The organism is Acidiphilium iwatense, assembly GCF_021556475.1.
GTDB lineage: Bacteria > Pseudomonadota > Alphaproteobacteria > Acetobacterales > Acetobacteraceae > Acidiphilium > Acidiphilium iwatense.
In genome coordinates, this window is sequence record NZ_JAKGBZ010000063.1 from 1 (window position 1) to 14,112 (window position 14,112).

Genomic DNA, 14,112 nt, shown 5'->3' on the forward strand with positions numbered 1-14,112 from the left:
ATTCGGCTGCCATTTCCGGCCATGCCGGATCATAGGGCGTCAGAAAGACGGGGATGGGTGGCGGCATGCCGCTATCTTACGTTCGGGCGCACTGGTTTCAAAATACGAAAGTCAAGACTTTCGGTAACGCGGCTTGCCCTTGGCGAATCAAGGGCTTACACTTCCCGTAAGATATGACCGGAACAGACCGCCCTTCCCGCCTGATCGGGTATGCCCGAGTCAGCACCTATGGCCAGACGCTCGATGCCCAGCTTGAGCAGTTGCGTGCGGCCGGATGCGCGAAGATTTACCGGGAGAAAGCGACCGGGGCGCGGGCTGATCGCCGCGAGCTGTTGAAGATGCTCAAGCACGTCGCGGCTGGCGACGTGGTGATGGTGACGCGGATCGATCGCCTGGCGCGATCTACGTTCGACCTGTTCGCGATCGTCAAGCAGATCGCCGACGCCGGCGGCCTGTTTCGGTCGCTGGCCGAGCCGTGGGCTGATACCGGCACCAGCACCGGCCGGCTGATGCTCGCCGTGCTGGGCGGCCTGGCCGACGTGGAACGCGACCTGATCCGCACCCGGACGGCCGAGGGCCGCAGCCGCGCCAAGGCGCGGGGGCAGCACATGGGCCGCCCCCCTGCCCTCACCCCGCAGCAGCAGGCGGAGGCCCGGCAGCGCCGGGCCGAGGGTGCGACGTTGAAGGAGCTGGCACAGAGCTACAACGTCGGGCGGGCGACGATTTCAAGGTTGACCCACGTGGTGGCGTAGTCATCCATGAATTCCTATTTCCACTTTTGTCCTATATTGCTCGCACCTGGATCTGTCATCGAACCAGGGAATTTTGGCCGAATCATTAGGCTTCGAGGTACGGAACATCGTCTTTTTCGCCGCGAGATGGCCTACGAATCCTTGCGGCACAGGCTCTTCCGTAACTGCCCATCTCGCCTCGATTGCCTGTTCTGCTTTCCGACACGGCAAGAAGCTGAACTCTGTCGCACAAACATTGAGGGCTATGCGAAGTCAGTCCTTTATGAGGTCGAAAGCGCCGAGGCTACCCCGCACATTGCCGATATGAACAATGGGCTTCAGCATTTTGCGCTTGCCGCGTTTGATGACGAGGTGATCGCCGACTATTGGCGCGGATGGCAGCGTTCACTTGACCCTCAAGCGGTGATTCTGCGCGAGGTACTCTTGCGATCCCCTGCCACCATTCGGCGGAGAATTTAGTCGTGGGCACCGCCTGTGTGGCGTTTCCATAACGTCCGTTCTGATGCAGAAATTAACCTGCTCGCAGACCCCATCGGCCCAATCTGTCATTCTTTACATAAAGCATGCAGCAATCTTGCAGAATACTTCTATCTACAATAGCATGCAGCAATCTTGCAGAATGACGGTGACGATTTATGGCCTCAGTCGTAGCGTTCGTGTCGCAAAAGGGTGGCGTCGGAAAGAGCACGTTGGCCCGTGCCCTGGCCCGTGAAGCTGCGGCGGGCGGGCTGCGGGTGAAGGTGGCTGATCTCGACACCCAACAGGGAACTTCCGTTGACTGGCACCGACTCCGTCTTGGCGCAGGTATCGAGCCTGTCGTTTCCGTTGAGGCGTTCGCCACAGCGGCCCAAGCGTTGGCCGTAGCCGGCGCCTATGACATCCTCGTCATCGACGGCCCGGCGCGAACTAGCCAGGGAACGCTTGAGATCGCGAAAGCTGCCAGCCTTGTGGTGCAGCCCACAGGAGCATCACTGGATGACCTGCGGCCGGCCGTGCGTGAATTTCACGCTCTTGCCAAAGCAGGCTTGCCGGTCGATCGCCTGACCTTTGCGCTCAACCGGATCGGTACAGACGCCGAGGAAGCGGAGGCGCGGGCCTATCTCCAAGAGGCGGGCTACAGCGTTCTTGCCGGGTGCCTAGTTGAGCGTCCGGCCTATCGCCGGGCGCAGAACGGCGGTCATGCTGTGACTGAAACCCGCTATAGCGCGCTCAATGCGCGCGCCGACGCCCTTATCCAATCCCTTATCGACCGAGTGACCGATCATGGCTGATGTATCGAAGCTGAAACAGGTTCGCCGCTCCCTTGGTGCGCCTCCCTCGATCGAGGAAGCCAGCCCAAACCTTAGAGCGCCGGAAATTGCCCCCCTGCCCTCGCTTGCCGAAGCTGGGACAGAGGCCGGTCCCAGGCGACGCGATGCCCGTGCCATGCGGCGCACAAACCGGACCCTGCCTTTTGCAACGCGAGTTAGTCCCGAGTTCGACAACCGGCTACGGGACATCGCCGAGCGCGACGGTCTCAAGCTGGTGGAGCTGCTAGAGCGGGCATTGGACGCCTATGAAGCCCAACGATAAAGCATGCCGCAAGATTGCAGCAATATTGTAGAGGGGGTGCCCAAGAGGATTGATATGAGCCACGAACGCGCCGCACGGCGTCCACGCACCTATCTGAACATCGACTTCGACCAGAAGGGCCATGCCAAGCGGCATGGCGCGCAGTGGGATGTTCAGCGCAAGAGCTGGTATGTGCTTGGGGACGTGCCGGCCGAGCTGGTCAACTATGTTGCTCCCGATCCGTTACAGGCGGAAGAACGGGCGAAATCAACCTTGCGGCGGCCCCCGCCCGGCGATGAGCAGGCCGATTTCTTTGTGCCGACCCTCTACGACGTTGCGACCAAAGACAGCCGTTCCATCATGGATGTGGCTGTTTTTCGCCTGTCGAAGAAAGACAAGCGGGCAGGGGAGACGATCCGCTATGAGCTGACGGACGGCTATGTTGAAGTCAAAGCTGGCCCGGACGGCATGGCCTCAGTATGGGATTACGACATCGTGTTGATGGCGATTTCCCATCTCACCGAAGCGATGAACCGATATCGCAATGGGCGGGGGGAAAAGCCCGGCCTGGCCTTTCGTCCGCATGTTGCTGAAATCCTGAAATTCTGCCGTCGCTCGGATGGCGGTCGGCAGTATGAGGAGATCGAGGGAGCCCTAGATCGCCTCAAGAACACCACCATCAAGATCGTCAGAACCACAAGGAAAGGGCGCGGCAGCCGCCTCATGCGTGAGGCGCAGGCCGAGGGGCTAATCGGCAACTATAAGACGGTTTCCTATGCTGACACCGGCCGCGTTGCGATGGTGGAAGTGGAGATTCCAGGGTGGATTTACCGCGAGGTTGTTGAGGCCGAGAATCCGGAAGTCCTCACGGTCCATCCCGCTTTCTTTCTGATCGAACCCGGCATCGGTCGCTTTCTCTATCGCGTCGCGCGTAGGGCGGCAGGGAAGGGGGAAGCTCGGTGGGCGTTCCGCACGATCTATGAACGCAGCGGCAGCGCCGGCACCTTCAAGGAGTTTTGCCGCATCCTGCGCGGCATTATCTCGATCAACGACTTGCCCGAATACAGCTTGAGCGAAATTCCGGGCAAAGAGGGGCCGACGCTCGTTATGGCCCACCGCGACGCCGTTCCGCCGATCGAGTCGGCCCAGGCAGAAGGTGGGTAATAGACGGAATACCTACCGCCAGTTCGCTATCATGCGCCACGGCCAGCTACAGCCTAACCTTCTGATTCGTTCAAGTTGTGGATAGCCCGTCTATTACCCACCTAATCCCGTCGATTACCCACCAGATTCCGTCGATTACCCACCAATCTCCGTCGATTACCCACCAACCATTCGCATAACATCTTGATTCAACAAAAGAAAATGCCTATTTTTTTGGCTAAAACTCTTTAAAACTTATTTAAAACCTTAAAACGTCTTCGCTTGTGGATAAGTCACAGGGCGAGGGCCGTCCATTCCACCAACCTTGCAAGAAAAAGGTTTAGCAAAGGGCTATTGAAAAAGTAATGCGAATATCTTACCTGCTGGCACAGGCTAATAGGAGGCGCACATGCCAGTGGTCGAGGAAATTTGCACCATCACTACCAAGGGACAGACGACAGTACCGAAGGCTGTTCGGCAGGCGCTTGGAGTTGGTTATGGTGGCCGTATTGCCTTCCGGGTGGAAGACGGCAGTGTCACCATTCATGCTCTTATGTCAGAGGACGGAGACGCCGATCCTGCTCTGACGCCCTTCCTAAGCCTCCTGGCCACGGATCTTGCTGCGCGGCCCGCTGATTCCGTCCGGGCCATCACACCCGCTCTGGCAGCTCACCTAGAGGCTCTGGCGGCCGAAATAGGGAAGGTTGACCCGGATGACGCGATCGAGGGCGAGGTAACGCTGTAGGCGCGCGTCAGGTGCTAGAGCGGCAGGGCTGGCAGCTCTATGCCCATCCCCTGTTTCTCGACCAGCTAGAGCGGCTCATGGCGAGCGTGGAGCGGGCCAGGCGATCCGATCCCGAGGGATGGCGGAGTAAAGCTGATGCCCGCCTTCTGGCTGCTTTGAAGTCCTTAATTTTGGACCGAATTCCGCGTGCCCCGCTGTCGCCGGAGTTCCGGCAGGGCAATACGCTGGGCAAGGACCGGCGACACTGGTTCCGAGCCAAGTTCGGGGGCAATCGGTTCCGGCTGTTCTTTCGAGCTGACTCCCAAGCCCATGTGATCGTCTATGCCTGGGTCAATGACCGGGACACGCTGCGCAAAGCCGGCGCCGGGACTGACCCCTATGCCGTCTTTGCCCGCATGTTGGCGAACGGCAATCCGCCTGATGACTGGCCGGCATTGGTGGCTGGATCGCGGGATAATCTTTCAGAAGCTCTCCACAGATTTGATGATATTCCTGATGTGCCTCCCGGCAATGCAGACGAAACGGCGTAATTCGGCACATAATACCCCCGCCAGACGCCGTTTCGCGGCGGCCTACGGCGCTCCCGCGCTGCGCTCGCTCTGGCGTAAACCGTCGGGGCCGACCGCACCACCGCAAAGCTGCGATGAGGAAGGGGACCGCTTGGCCGTTTGGAACTGAATCCCAGCAACAGTGATTTTGAGGCGCCAGACTCAGGTTTCTGGCTTCGCTAGTTCGGTTGTCGCCATCGGCGACGGCGCGGCGGCTTTCGCATCCAGCAGATCGTTGAACAGGTCTTTGTCCTGATCGCGGGTGAGGAAGCCGGGCAGCTCACGCCGGAGCCAGTCTGCAAGTCGTTTGGAGAATTCGCCATCGCCGGTTTGTTCGAGGCGATGGAGGACGAGGGCGCCGATGAGGATTTTGCGGCGGGTATCCCTGGCGCGATCCTGCTTTGCCAACCGTGCCTTGAGAGTTTTAGCGCGGGCTTCGAGCTGGGCGATTTGCTGTTCGATGGGTTTGCGGGCCATGCTTATTTCCTATTCCGGTTGGGATCGTTGATGTTGATGCCTGAATTGGCCGGCTCCTGAATGGTGAGCAGGCAGTGCGGGCAGAGGCAGCGGGTTGTGGGGTTTTCCGGGACTGGGATGGCGTATGGCCACTCGGCGCACCAGCAGCCACCTTGTGGCCGGCAGATCATTGGTGCCTGACAGCGTGGGCATGTAATACTCATGGACCTGATATCGCCGATCCTTATCTTGAGTGCCAGCTTTCCATTTTGTTCCGACTGCCCTTCTGCCGTTCGTTCCGCCACATGAGGCCGACACTCAAATAGAACGTTCCTGCCATAATGATGGCAGCCATCACGCAAAGTGAAACTCAGTATAAACCGGATGGGCCGCTACCATAATGCAAGCGGCCCATATGTTCCCCGCCAGCGCGAGGATGAACCTTAAGTGCGCACTTACGAGTTGCTGCGCAACTCAGTGCTTGGTAGAGTGGAAGCAGAATGGCGATCTATCATCTGAGCATGAAGCCGATCTCACGGACGTCCGGCCGTAGCGCGGTTGCCGCTGCGGCGTATCGCACGGCTGATCGGCTGGAGAATACGCGCGATGGGATGGTGCATGACTTCACAAGACGTTCCGGGGTTGTCCATGCGGAGATCGTTCTGCCGGGTGATACGGTTGGCGCCGATGGGGCTGTCGTGCGTGGTGCCGGTCCGGAATGGGCGCGGGACCGATTGGCGTTGTGGAATGCCGCGGAGGCATCGGAGAAGCGCAAGGATGCGCGGGTTGCTCGTGAAATCGAGGTGGCGTTGCCGCACGAGCTATCGGCAGATCAGCGGCTGGCCTTGACGCGGGAGTTCAGCCAGGCGCTGGCGAAGCAGTATGGGGTTGCGGTGGATTTTGCGATCCATGCGCCGCACGGCCACACCGATATCCGGAACCATCACGCCCATATCCTGATGACGACGCGCAAGGTGGGGCGGGAGGGGTTGGAAGAGAAGAGCGCGCTGGAGCTGGAGAACAGGAAGCTCGCGGCGCTTGGGCTGCCGAGTTCGCATGAGCAGCTACGGGACATTCGGATCGGCTGGGAGCAGTGGACCAATGCGCATCTGGCACGGGCGGGTCTGGATGTTCGGATCGATCACCGGTCGCATCAGGAGTGCGGACTGGAGATCGAGCCGACGCAGCATGTCGGGGTGCATGCGACTCAGATGCAGCGGCGCGGGCTGGAGGTGTCGCGGGTTCGACTCGACGACGAAGCCGCGCAGCGCAACGCGGCATTGATCCGGGAGAAGCCGGAGCAGGTTCTGACGCTGATCACCAATGAGAAGAGTGTGTTCGACCGGCGGGATATTGCGCGGACGCTGCACCGCTATCTGGACGGGTCCGGGCCTGGTGGGGCTGAGGCGTTCCAGACCGCCTTGGCGAAGGTAATGGCCTCCCCGGCGCTGGTTGAGTTGCAGGCGGCGCAGCGGGACGATCGGGGGCGCGAGATCGAGCCGACGCGGTATTCGACGCGGGAGCTGGTGGGGATCGAGCGGGAGATGGCGGCGAGCGCCGACCGCATGGCAGCAGAACGGGGGTTTGCAGTGGCACCCCGGCATGTGGATGCGGCTCTGGCCCGGCAGGATGGGGCGATCCGGCGGGTGGGGGGCGATGGCCTGGCCGCCGAGCAGCGGGCGGCGATCGAGCACATTACCGGGCCGGAGCGGATCGCGGCGACGGTGGGCCTGGCCGGTGCGGGCAAGAGCACGATGCTGGCGGCGGCGCGGGAGGCATGGGCGGCGCAGGGCTATCAGGTCCATGGTGCCGCGCTGGCCGGCAAGGCCGCCGAGGGGTTGGAGGAATTATCGGGGATTGCGTCGCGGACCCTGGCGTCATGGTCACGGGGTTGGGAGCGCGGGTTTGATCATTTGGGGCCGCGTGATGTGTTGGTGATCGACGAGGCCGGGATGGTGGGCTCAAAGCAGCTCTCCCGGTTCATCACCGAGGCGGACCGGGCCGGAGCGAAGATCGTGCTGGTGGGTGATCCGGAGCAGTTGCAGCCGATCGGGGCAGGTGCTGCGTTCCGGGCGGTTGCCGAACGGATCGGGTGTGTCGAGCTGGAGGGTGTGCGCCGGCAGCGTGATGGCTGGCAGCGGGCGGCATCGGTAGATTTTGGCCGGCACCGGACGGAGGAAGGGCTTGCGACCTACGCCCAGCGGGGTGCTGTCCGGTTCGAGGCGACCGGGGAGGATGCGCGCGCGGCGATCGTGCGGGACGTGATGGCGGACCGGGCGGCGCGGCCGGAAGGTTCACGCCTGGTATTGGCGCATCGCCGGGCGGACGTGCGGGAGTTGAACGAGGCGATCCGGACGGCGCGGCGGGCGCAGGGGGAACTTGCCGGCGAGATCATCTATCGGACCACCGAGGGCGAGCGGGCGTTCGCGCCGGGGGATCGGATCATGTTCCGGGAGAACAACCGCGAGCTTGGGGTGAAGAATGGCATGCTGGGGACGGTGGAGCGTGCCGAGGATGGCCGGATCGGGGTGCGGCTGGACTCTTCCTCCGGTCCAGGCCGGGGCCGCACGGTGTCGGTGTCGATGGCGGACTGTGCTGCGGTGGACCACGGCTATGCGACGACGATCCACAAGAGCCAGGGGGCCAGTGTGGACCGGGCGTTCGTGCTGGCCTCGGGAACGATGGACCGGCACCTGACCTATGTGGCGATGACGCGGCACCGGGACGGGGTGGCGCTGTATGCCGATCGGTCCGAGTTCAGCGACATGGGCGCGCTGACGGCGCGGTTGTCGCGGTCCAATGCCAAGGAGACCACGCTGGATTACGACCGGGCCAGCATTGCCCCTGAAACCGGGCGGGAGTTCGCGGCGCGGCGGGGGATCGAGGTTCGCAGCGAGATCGTGGTGCCGGAGGCGATGCGCGCAGGTCCGGCGCGAGATCGGGCGGCCGAGACGATCGAGCAAGACGCCATCGCATCCGGCCGGGCCGGGTTCCGGCAACGCTATGAGGCGCATCGGCATCGGCAGGCGGCCGAGGCCGCCCGCGATGACAAGGCGCGCGACCTGGTGCGCCAATGGGACCGGCTGACGGATGAGTATAACAAGGCGCTACCGGGTCTGGAGGCCGATCCGGCCCTTGGCGGCGCGCGGTCGCGGCTGCTTCAGTTCGGTCAGACCCTGCGGGATCATCCGGAGGCGGCGGGCGCGTTACGCCAGCGCGGGCCAGCGTTCGGGGTTGAGGAAGGCTCCACCCTGGCGCGAGTGCTGGCCCATGAGCAGCCGGCGCGCGTGATTACCGGCCTCATGGAGAGAGCTGAAAACACCATGCGGCGCCAACTAGCGCTTGAAGCCGAGCGGGAGGCCGCCCGGAAACTGCAGGAAAGAACCCTGTCTCGGGATCGTGGGATGTCGCTATGAGCGAAGCGGAGGATCGGCTTTACGGGTTGATGGAAATTGCCGAGCGCCAGCAGGCGGCGGTGCAGGTGGCGCTGGATGGGCTGACGGCGGAACGAGCAGCGCTGGAGCGTGAGCGGCGGGAACTGGCGCGCGGGGTGGCGGCACTGGCACAGGACACCCGCGAGGCGGTGCATTCGGCGGTAGCGGAAAGTCTGGCCGGGGCGGCCAGCAAAGGGGTAGAGGCGGTTGGAAAGGCAACGGAACCGTTGTTAGATAAGCTTGCCGATGTGACGGCGGGCGCGGGTGAGGCCGAAGTGGCACTCCAGCGCGTAGTGCAATGGGCGAGTTGGCGGTTGCTCGGCTGGATCATGGCCCTGATCGCGGCGCTGGTGCTGTTCGGCTGGCTGAGCAGTACGGCCCTGGTATGGTGGGATAGCGGGAGGATCAACACGTTGCAGGACCAGATCGCCACGTTACAGGCAAACCACCGGGCCTGGGTGAAGGCTGGCATGCTGGGTGCGCTGAGTACGTGCGGCCCACATGCGCGCCCGTGTGTCCGGGTCGATGAGAGTGCCGGGGCGTTCGGAAAGCACGCAGATTACCGGGTGATCCGTGGGTATTAAGGCAGTCCGTGGCTTGGAACGGATTTTAAGCAGGGCTGTGTGGGCTGGAGCGCCCGAAATCGACCTAAACTCATCCGATCGAGTGCTTGGCCGGGGGTCGAACGAAGATGGCTACGATCAGCCAGATGAGCCCAAGAGCGGCACTGGTCAGAAACACCGCGACGCTGCCACCCAGATCGGCGGCGATGCCACCAATCGCGCCCCCGGCGAACAGCCCAATCGATTGGGCTGTGTTATAAACGCCGAGTGCGCGGCCCTTGCGCGATGGCGGTGCAGTGCGCGAGACGAGTGAGGGTAGCAGCGCCTCCAGGAGGTTGAAGCCCACGAAGAACACGAACAGCGCGGCCACCAGAGCCATGATGTCATGGTATCCGGCAGCGAAACCAATCATGGCAAGGCCCATCGACGCTACCGCCCCGATAAAGCCATGCCTCATATAGCCGCGCGTCTCGGCCCAAATGATTCCTGGAATCGCCACGATGAATGACAGGACGGCGACCGGCAGATAAACGATCCAGTTATCCTCGATCGGGATGCCGGCGTCGTTCACCAGCGCAAGCGGAAGGGCCAAAAACAGCGCGACCTGCATGAAATTCAGCGCGAAGATCGAGAAGTCCAGGCGGAGCAGTGCGGGAGTGAACAGGCTCGTATGTCGCGCGGCACTCGTATTCGCTGTGTCCGGGTGGGCAGGCTCGGACGCCCCCATCTTCACGTCGGGAACCACGAACTTCACCACGAAGATCGCGCCGATCGCAAGCACGCCGGTGAGCAAGAACATCCCCGGTACCGAAATCGAGCGGTACAGCAGCGGGCCTGCGACGAGAGCGATGATGAAGCTCGCACCGATCATCATGCCAACGAAGGCCATCGCTTTCGTGCGGTTTTCCGGTTGGGTTGCGTCAGCGATCATCGCCGAAATTGCCGCCGAGATCGCGCCTGCTCCCTGGATCGCTCTGCCGACGATGATCATCGGCAAAGTGTGGGAGAAGCCGGCGACGAACGAACCGAGCGCGAAGATCGCAAGACCCGCGATCATCACCGGCTTGCGACCAAACCGATCGCTCGCGATGCCAAGCGGAATTTGCAGGCAGGCTTGGGTGAAGCCGTAAATCCCCAGTGCAAGGCCGACGAGGAAGCGATCATGCCCACCGGGTAGGGTTTTGGCATAGATCGAGAACACGGGCAGAATCAGAAACAGGCCGAGCATTCTCAGCCCGTAAATCGAGGCCAGACTACGGCTCGCCCGCCGTTCGAGCTTGCTCATCGGATTCGGGCGGCGTTTGGTCCTGGTTTTCAGCTTGGTCTGGGACATCGAGGCAATCCTGACAGGCGAGCGAGGTAAACAAATTCCAGCGCTGCGGCACGGCAGAGCGGTTACGGCGAAACGGCTTGGCTGTCGGGTCTACGGCCTCAGGCTATGGAAGTATGCAGTTTGTGCCGCAGCACGAGTAACGATTTTGTGCCCCGGCTGCTCATGATTCCCTATTCCGGTCTGACGCCGGCCGTATTCGGGTCGGCGACCGGCTTATGTTCGATCACGCGGAGGAATTGGTGTGCCATGGCGTGATAGACAGGTTCCTTGCAGACCAATCGCGAGGCCATCGTGCCAAGGATCGCGGCGATGCCGACCGGAACAGTCATTGCTGGGTTGCTGGTCATCTCGATTACGATCGCGGTAGCGGTCAGTGGCGATTGGACCACGCCCGAGAAATAGCCTGCCATCCCTACCATCGCGAAGGCGGTCACCGGGGCGCCTGGCACCAAGTGGCTGAATATCGTACCAACACCCACGCCTACCGCCAGTGAGGGAGCGAAGATACCACCAGGGATTCCTGAAAGATAGGAAACCAGTGTTGCGAGGAACTTAAGCGGCGCGAAGTCGATCGGCGGCAACGTACCCTTGGTCAGCGCGTCTCGCGCCGCGCCATAGCTCGCATCGAAGACTTGCCCATGCGATATCAGGCCAAGCGCTGCCAGCACAAAGCCGCAGAGCAACGCGAAACCGACTGGGTGATGTTTTGCCAGCCGGTTGACCGGCGCCGGCATGAACCGTGCCGGGGTTACCAGCACTTGGGCAAATATACCGCCCGCGACCCCGCCGATCACCGCGCAAAGTGGCACCAGCAGCCAGACTAGCCCGAGCGGCAGCATGGCACGAGAGAAGCCGAAATAGGGCTGGTAGCCGAGCAGGAGCAGAAGCGTGATCCCGCTCGCAAAGGCGGCGAGGATAATCGAGCGCGCCTGACGATCATCGAAGCTGCCGGCCATCTCCTCGATCGCGAATAATATGCCCGCGATCGGCGCGTTGAACGCGCAGGTGATGCCCGCCGCCCCGCCGGCCAGGATCAGCAGGCGTTGCAGCGCGTGGCTGCGTTCCAACCCGAGCCGGCCACAGACATTCATCGCGGCACAGCCGATCTGCACGGTTGGACCTTCCTTGCCGATCGAGGCTCCCGCCGCGAAACCGGCAAGGGTCAGCAGAAATTTACCCACCGCGATACGAAGCGACAGCACGGTGTCGATGTCTGTCGGGTTCTGCATCGACAAGGCGGCCATCGCTTGTGGGATGCCCGATCCTTGCGCACCCGGAAACACCGTGCGGGTCAAGAACACAATCCCCGCCAACCCGATCGGGCAGAGCAGTAGCGTCAGCCAGAGCCGGTGGGTGGTGACATGGGCGAAGAGGGCGCTGGCGCGCGTCACGCCGATTCCGAACGCAATCGAAATCAGTCCAGTGACAATCGCGGCTATAACAAAAATCAGGTTCCGCTTCGCCGCTTTCACTGCGTTCAGCCTTGATTGGATCGAAATTGCCCGGAAATCACCGCACGACCGTACGGCTCATGTCAGAAAGCATTCCGCCGGCGCGGAATCAAGCGCAGGATCTAGCGCCCTGCTGCTAACTGCGCCACGCGATCATGCTCTGAAGTTCGGCCAGCACCGCGACGATATCGATTGTGCGTGACGACGTGATCTCGAGCGCCCGATCCTCGAGCGCCTCACCTGCCGGATGCGCCCGCTGCCAGGCGTCGATCGCCGCGTCCCGCTCGATCAGCAGGCTGGCGATATCGGCCGCGAACAAGGTGAACAAGGCGTTGATGCATCGGCTGGCCGGCGCCTGATCGGTCAGGCGGTAGGTTTCCGCAAAGCCGATGGCCTGTTGCGCTGCAATGAAATTATCGCCGGTGACCCAGCGATTGGTCGTGAACAGGCTGGTCGGGCGACCGAACCGATCGAGCGCAATCGCAATTAGGTGATGGATCGGCGCGTCGTCATGGCGTCCCACCGGCCGCACGAAGGTATGGATATGCCCGATCTCCGCCCAGTCGGCACCGCCTTGGCGGTGCTCCTCTGGCGGATGCGCATGGAAATAATATTGCGCACCCGTCGCCGGATCGAAGACATCTCCCGTCGGATGATGTTCGAACGCGATGAGCGGCGCGCCAGCCAGCAATTCACCGACCAGGTTGGAACCGCGGCCCTCGATCGAACGCAGAGCCGTGACCAGTGCAACGCCCGCTGAAAGCTGGCTCTGGTCCAGGTCGATCGGCATTGCGCGACTATTTTCCGGAGCAGGCTGCGCTGTTGGATGATTTCGTCATCTTGTTCGATATCGCAGCGTGATCCGTTTTAGTGTGGCCCGTCTTGCTGCTGGATTTCGAGCCCATCTTCGTGCCGTTGCAGGGATTGCTGCTGGTTGCGGCCTGGGCGGGTAGCGCGGCCACAAGCCCGGCAATCGCAACGGCAGAGCCCAGCGCGAGCGATGTTTTGGTGATGCGGTTCGACGATGTGAGATTGGTCATGGCGTATCCTTTCTGAATTAACCACTGAGCGATAGACGTGATCGGATCGCGCGCAGCCAAGACCTCGCCCGATGAACGATCCAATCAATAGATTATACGCATCGACCGCCGGTTTGGTTACCCGCTCGGCGCCTACGCGTTGACTATGTACACATATGAGGAAGGCTACCGGATCGGTGAGAAGCCGATCACGCTGGAAATCGTCGAGACGATCCTGTCGAAGCAGATCGACGATCTCGAACCTCGCCTCACCCGGCATGGCTACAATGTCCGGTCCCTGGCGGAGCAGTTCAACGCCAAGCCTGTCGAGATTAAGCGCCTCCTGCGCGGCGAACTCGACGCCACACGAACCCAGGAACTCACCGACGAGATGCTCGCGGCCGGGCTGCCGCTGTAGCGTCAAAAGTCAGTGTCATGAATTATGAGCACGGCACGCTGATGTCGAGCACCGATCATTTAATGTGAGCATGGAGGCAGATAATTTGAGCACGATGGCCCGTCTGCGATCACTTAATTCGAGCACAGCCGCCGATGAAATCGAGCAGCTACAAATAGAATACCGCCGAATGATCCCACCAAAGCACGCACGCTTCCTCCGATCAGCTACAAGTATCGGCGGGGCCTGCCTGCCAGTATTTGCACCAGCCGTGCGGACTGATGATGCCTTCGATCATGGTGCAATGGTCGGGTTGGCCAGGCACGAACATACAGCAAGCGGCGCATTGATGGCTATGGTTTGGCCTGTCCTGGTAGTCGGCCAAGTGCTGGGAGATCGTGGGGGTGGCCTCGGCCGACTTGCCGCCCATAATGGCCAGCGCCAAACTGGCGGTGGTCGCCAGAACACTATGATGGATCAAGGTACGGCGCTTGAACATGGTGGAACCCTGTTGATGGTGAGACAGGAATGATCCTCGATCAGCGGGTCGCCAAGGGGGCGCACGGCGTTGTGTTCGGCGGACTGTCACCTCAGAAATCAAGACTTTCGAAATTTTCGTAAGATATAATCGTAACTTATAGGCAATGAAGAGCTAGTATCAGATGGTTAATCACCCAAGATCGGCGAACCAGTGGAGCGCTTTGGCCTGAGTACGCTCAA

16 protein-coding genes are annotated in these 14,112 nt (G+C 61.6%); 10 read left to right on the forward strand and 6 right to left on the reverse strand.

Translation table 11 applies throughout. From position 1 onward, the window contains the following. Window positions 1–173: 173 nt before the first annotated feature. From L2A60_RS18265 to L2A60_RS18295, 7 genes are all read left to right on the forward strand, one after another. Window positions 174–752 (forward strand): recombinase family protein, encoded by a 579-nt coding sequence (locus tag L2A60_RS18265; RefSeq protein ID WP_235705899.1) that lies wholly within the window; start codon window positions 174–176, stop codon window positions 750–752. Between the two features lie 126 nt (window positions 753–878). Continuing rightward, the gene (locus L2A60_RS18270; protein WP_235705900.1) at window positions 879–1,211 is read left to right on the forward strand and encodes a hypothetical protein; all 333 of its coding nucleotides are present in this window, start codon (window positions 879–881) and stop codon (window positions 1,209–1,211) included. Window positions 1,212–1,387: 176 nt separating this feature from the next. Further along, window positions 1,388–2,023 (forward strand): ParA family protein, encoded by a 636-nt coding sequence (locus L2A60_RS18275; RefSeq protein ID WP_235705904.1) that lies wholly within the window; start codon window positions 1,388–1,390, stop codon window positions 2,021–2,023. After that, window positions 2,016–2,324 (forward strand): hypothetical protein, encoded by a 309-nt coding sequence (locus tag L2A60_RS18280; protein ID WP_235705906.1) that lies wholly within the window; start codon window positions 2,016–2,018, stop codon window positions 2,322–2,324. The genes L2A60_RS18275 and L2A60_RS18280 overlap by 8 nt, the downstream gene beginning before the upstream one ends. A 54-nt stretch (window positions 2,325–2,378) precedes the next feature. Continuing rightward, on the forward strand, window positions 2,379–3,467 hold the full coding sequence (locus L2A60_RS18285) for a replication initiator protein A (RefSeq protein WP_235705908.1): 1,089 nt from the start codon (window positions 2,379–2,381) through the stop codon (window positions 3,465–3,467). A gap of 388 nt (window positions 3,468–3,855) precedes the next feature. Next, window positions 3,856–4,191 (forward strand): type II toxin-antitoxin system PrlF family antitoxin, encoded by a 336-nt coding sequence (locus L2A60_RS18290; RefSeq protein WP_235705909.1) that lies wholly within the window; start codon window positions 3,856–3,858, stop codon window positions 4,189–4,191. A gap of 11 nt (window positions 4,192–4,202) precedes the next feature. Beyond that, window positions 4,203–4,721 (forward strand): type II toxin-antitoxin system YhaV family toxin, encoded by a 519-nt coding sequence (locus L2A60_RS18295; protein ID WP_235705910.1) that lies wholly within the window; start codon window positions 4,203–4,205, stop codon window positions 4,719–4,721. 180 nt (window positions 4,722–4,901) lie between these two features. Here L2A60_RS18295 and L2A60_RS18300 read toward each other — a convergent pair whose 3' ends face one another. Continuing rightward, on the reverse strand, window positions 4,902–5,216 hold the full coding sequence (locus L2A60_RS18300) for a mobilization protein (protein ID WP_235705911.1): 315 nt from the start codon (window positions 5,214–5,216) through the stop codon (window positions 4,902–4,904). A 479-nt stretch (window positions 5,217–5,695) separates the two neighbouring features. On the opposite strand from L2A60_RS18300, the gene traA reads away from it, so the two are divergent. Further along, window positions 5,696–8,611, forward strand: a complete 2,916-nt coding sequence (traA, locus tag L2A60_RS18305; protein WP_235705912.1) for a Ti-type conjugative transfer relaxase TraA — start codon at window positions 5,696–5,698, stop codon at window positions 8,609–8,611. Next, window positions 8,608–9,213 (forward strand): hypothetical protein, encoded by a 606-nt coding sequence (locus L2A60_RS18310; protein ID WP_235705913.1) that lies wholly within the window; start codon window positions 8,608–8,610, stop codon window positions 9,211–9,213. Before traA ends, L2A60_RS18310 begins: the two co-directional genes overlap by 4 nt. A gap of 70 nt (window positions 9,214–9,283) precedes the next feature. Here L2A60_RS18310 and L2A60_RS18315 read toward each other — a convergent pair whose 3' ends face one another. The 4 genes from L2A60_RS18315 to L2A60_RS18330 all read right to left on the reverse strand — a co-directional run bounded on the left by L2A60_RS18315 (window position 9,284) and on the right by L2A60_RS18330 (window position 13,016). Continuing rightward, a complete protein-coding gene (locus L2A60_RS18315) occupies window positions 9,284–10,525 on the reverse strand; it encodes an MFS transporter (RefSeq protein WP_235705914.1) in 1,242 nt (413 codons plus the stop codon). A gap of 170 nt (window positions 10,526–10,695) precedes the next feature. Next, complete coding sequence (locus L2A60_RS18320; protein WP_235705915.1) at window positions 10,696–11,997, reverse strand: chloride channel protein; 1,302 nt, start codon at window positions 11,995–11,997, stop codon at window positions 10,696–10,698. Window positions 11,998–12,112: 115 nt separating this feature from the next. Next, window positions 12,113–12,766 (reverse strand): DUF6969 family protein, encoded by a 654-nt coding sequence (locus L2A60_RS18325; RefSeq protein WP_235705916.1) that lies wholly within the window; start codon window positions 12,764–12,766, stop codon window positions 12,113–12,115. A 7-nt stretch (window positions 12,767–12,773) separates the two neighbouring features. Beyond that, complete coding sequence (locus L2A60_RS18330) at window positions 12,774–13,016, reverse strand: hypothetical protein (RefSeq protein WP_235705917.1); 243 nt, start codon at window positions 13,014–13,016, stop codon at window positions 12,774–12,776. A 139-nt stretch (window positions 13,017–13,155) separates the two neighbouring features. Between L2A60_RS18330 and L2A60_RS18335 the strand changes: the two genes are divergently transcribed. Next, window positions 13,156–13,413 carry a hypothetical protein gene (locus L2A60_RS18335; protein WP_235705918.1) on the forward strand — a complete coding sequence of 86 codons (258 nt, stop codon included), beginning with the start codon at window positions 13,156–13,158 and terminating at the stop codon, window positions 13,411–13,413. A gap of 202 nt (window positions 13,414–13,615) precedes the next feature. Here L2A60_RS18335 and L2A60_RS18340 read toward each other — a convergent pair whose 3' ends face one another. Beyond that, window positions 13,616–13,891: a hypothetical protein gene (locus L2A60_RS18340; protein ID WP_235705919.1), complete on the reverse strand. Its 276-nt coding sequence runs from the start codon at window positions 13,889–13,891 to the stop codon at window positions 13,616–13,618. Window positions 13,892–14,112 lie beyond the last annotated feature (221 nt).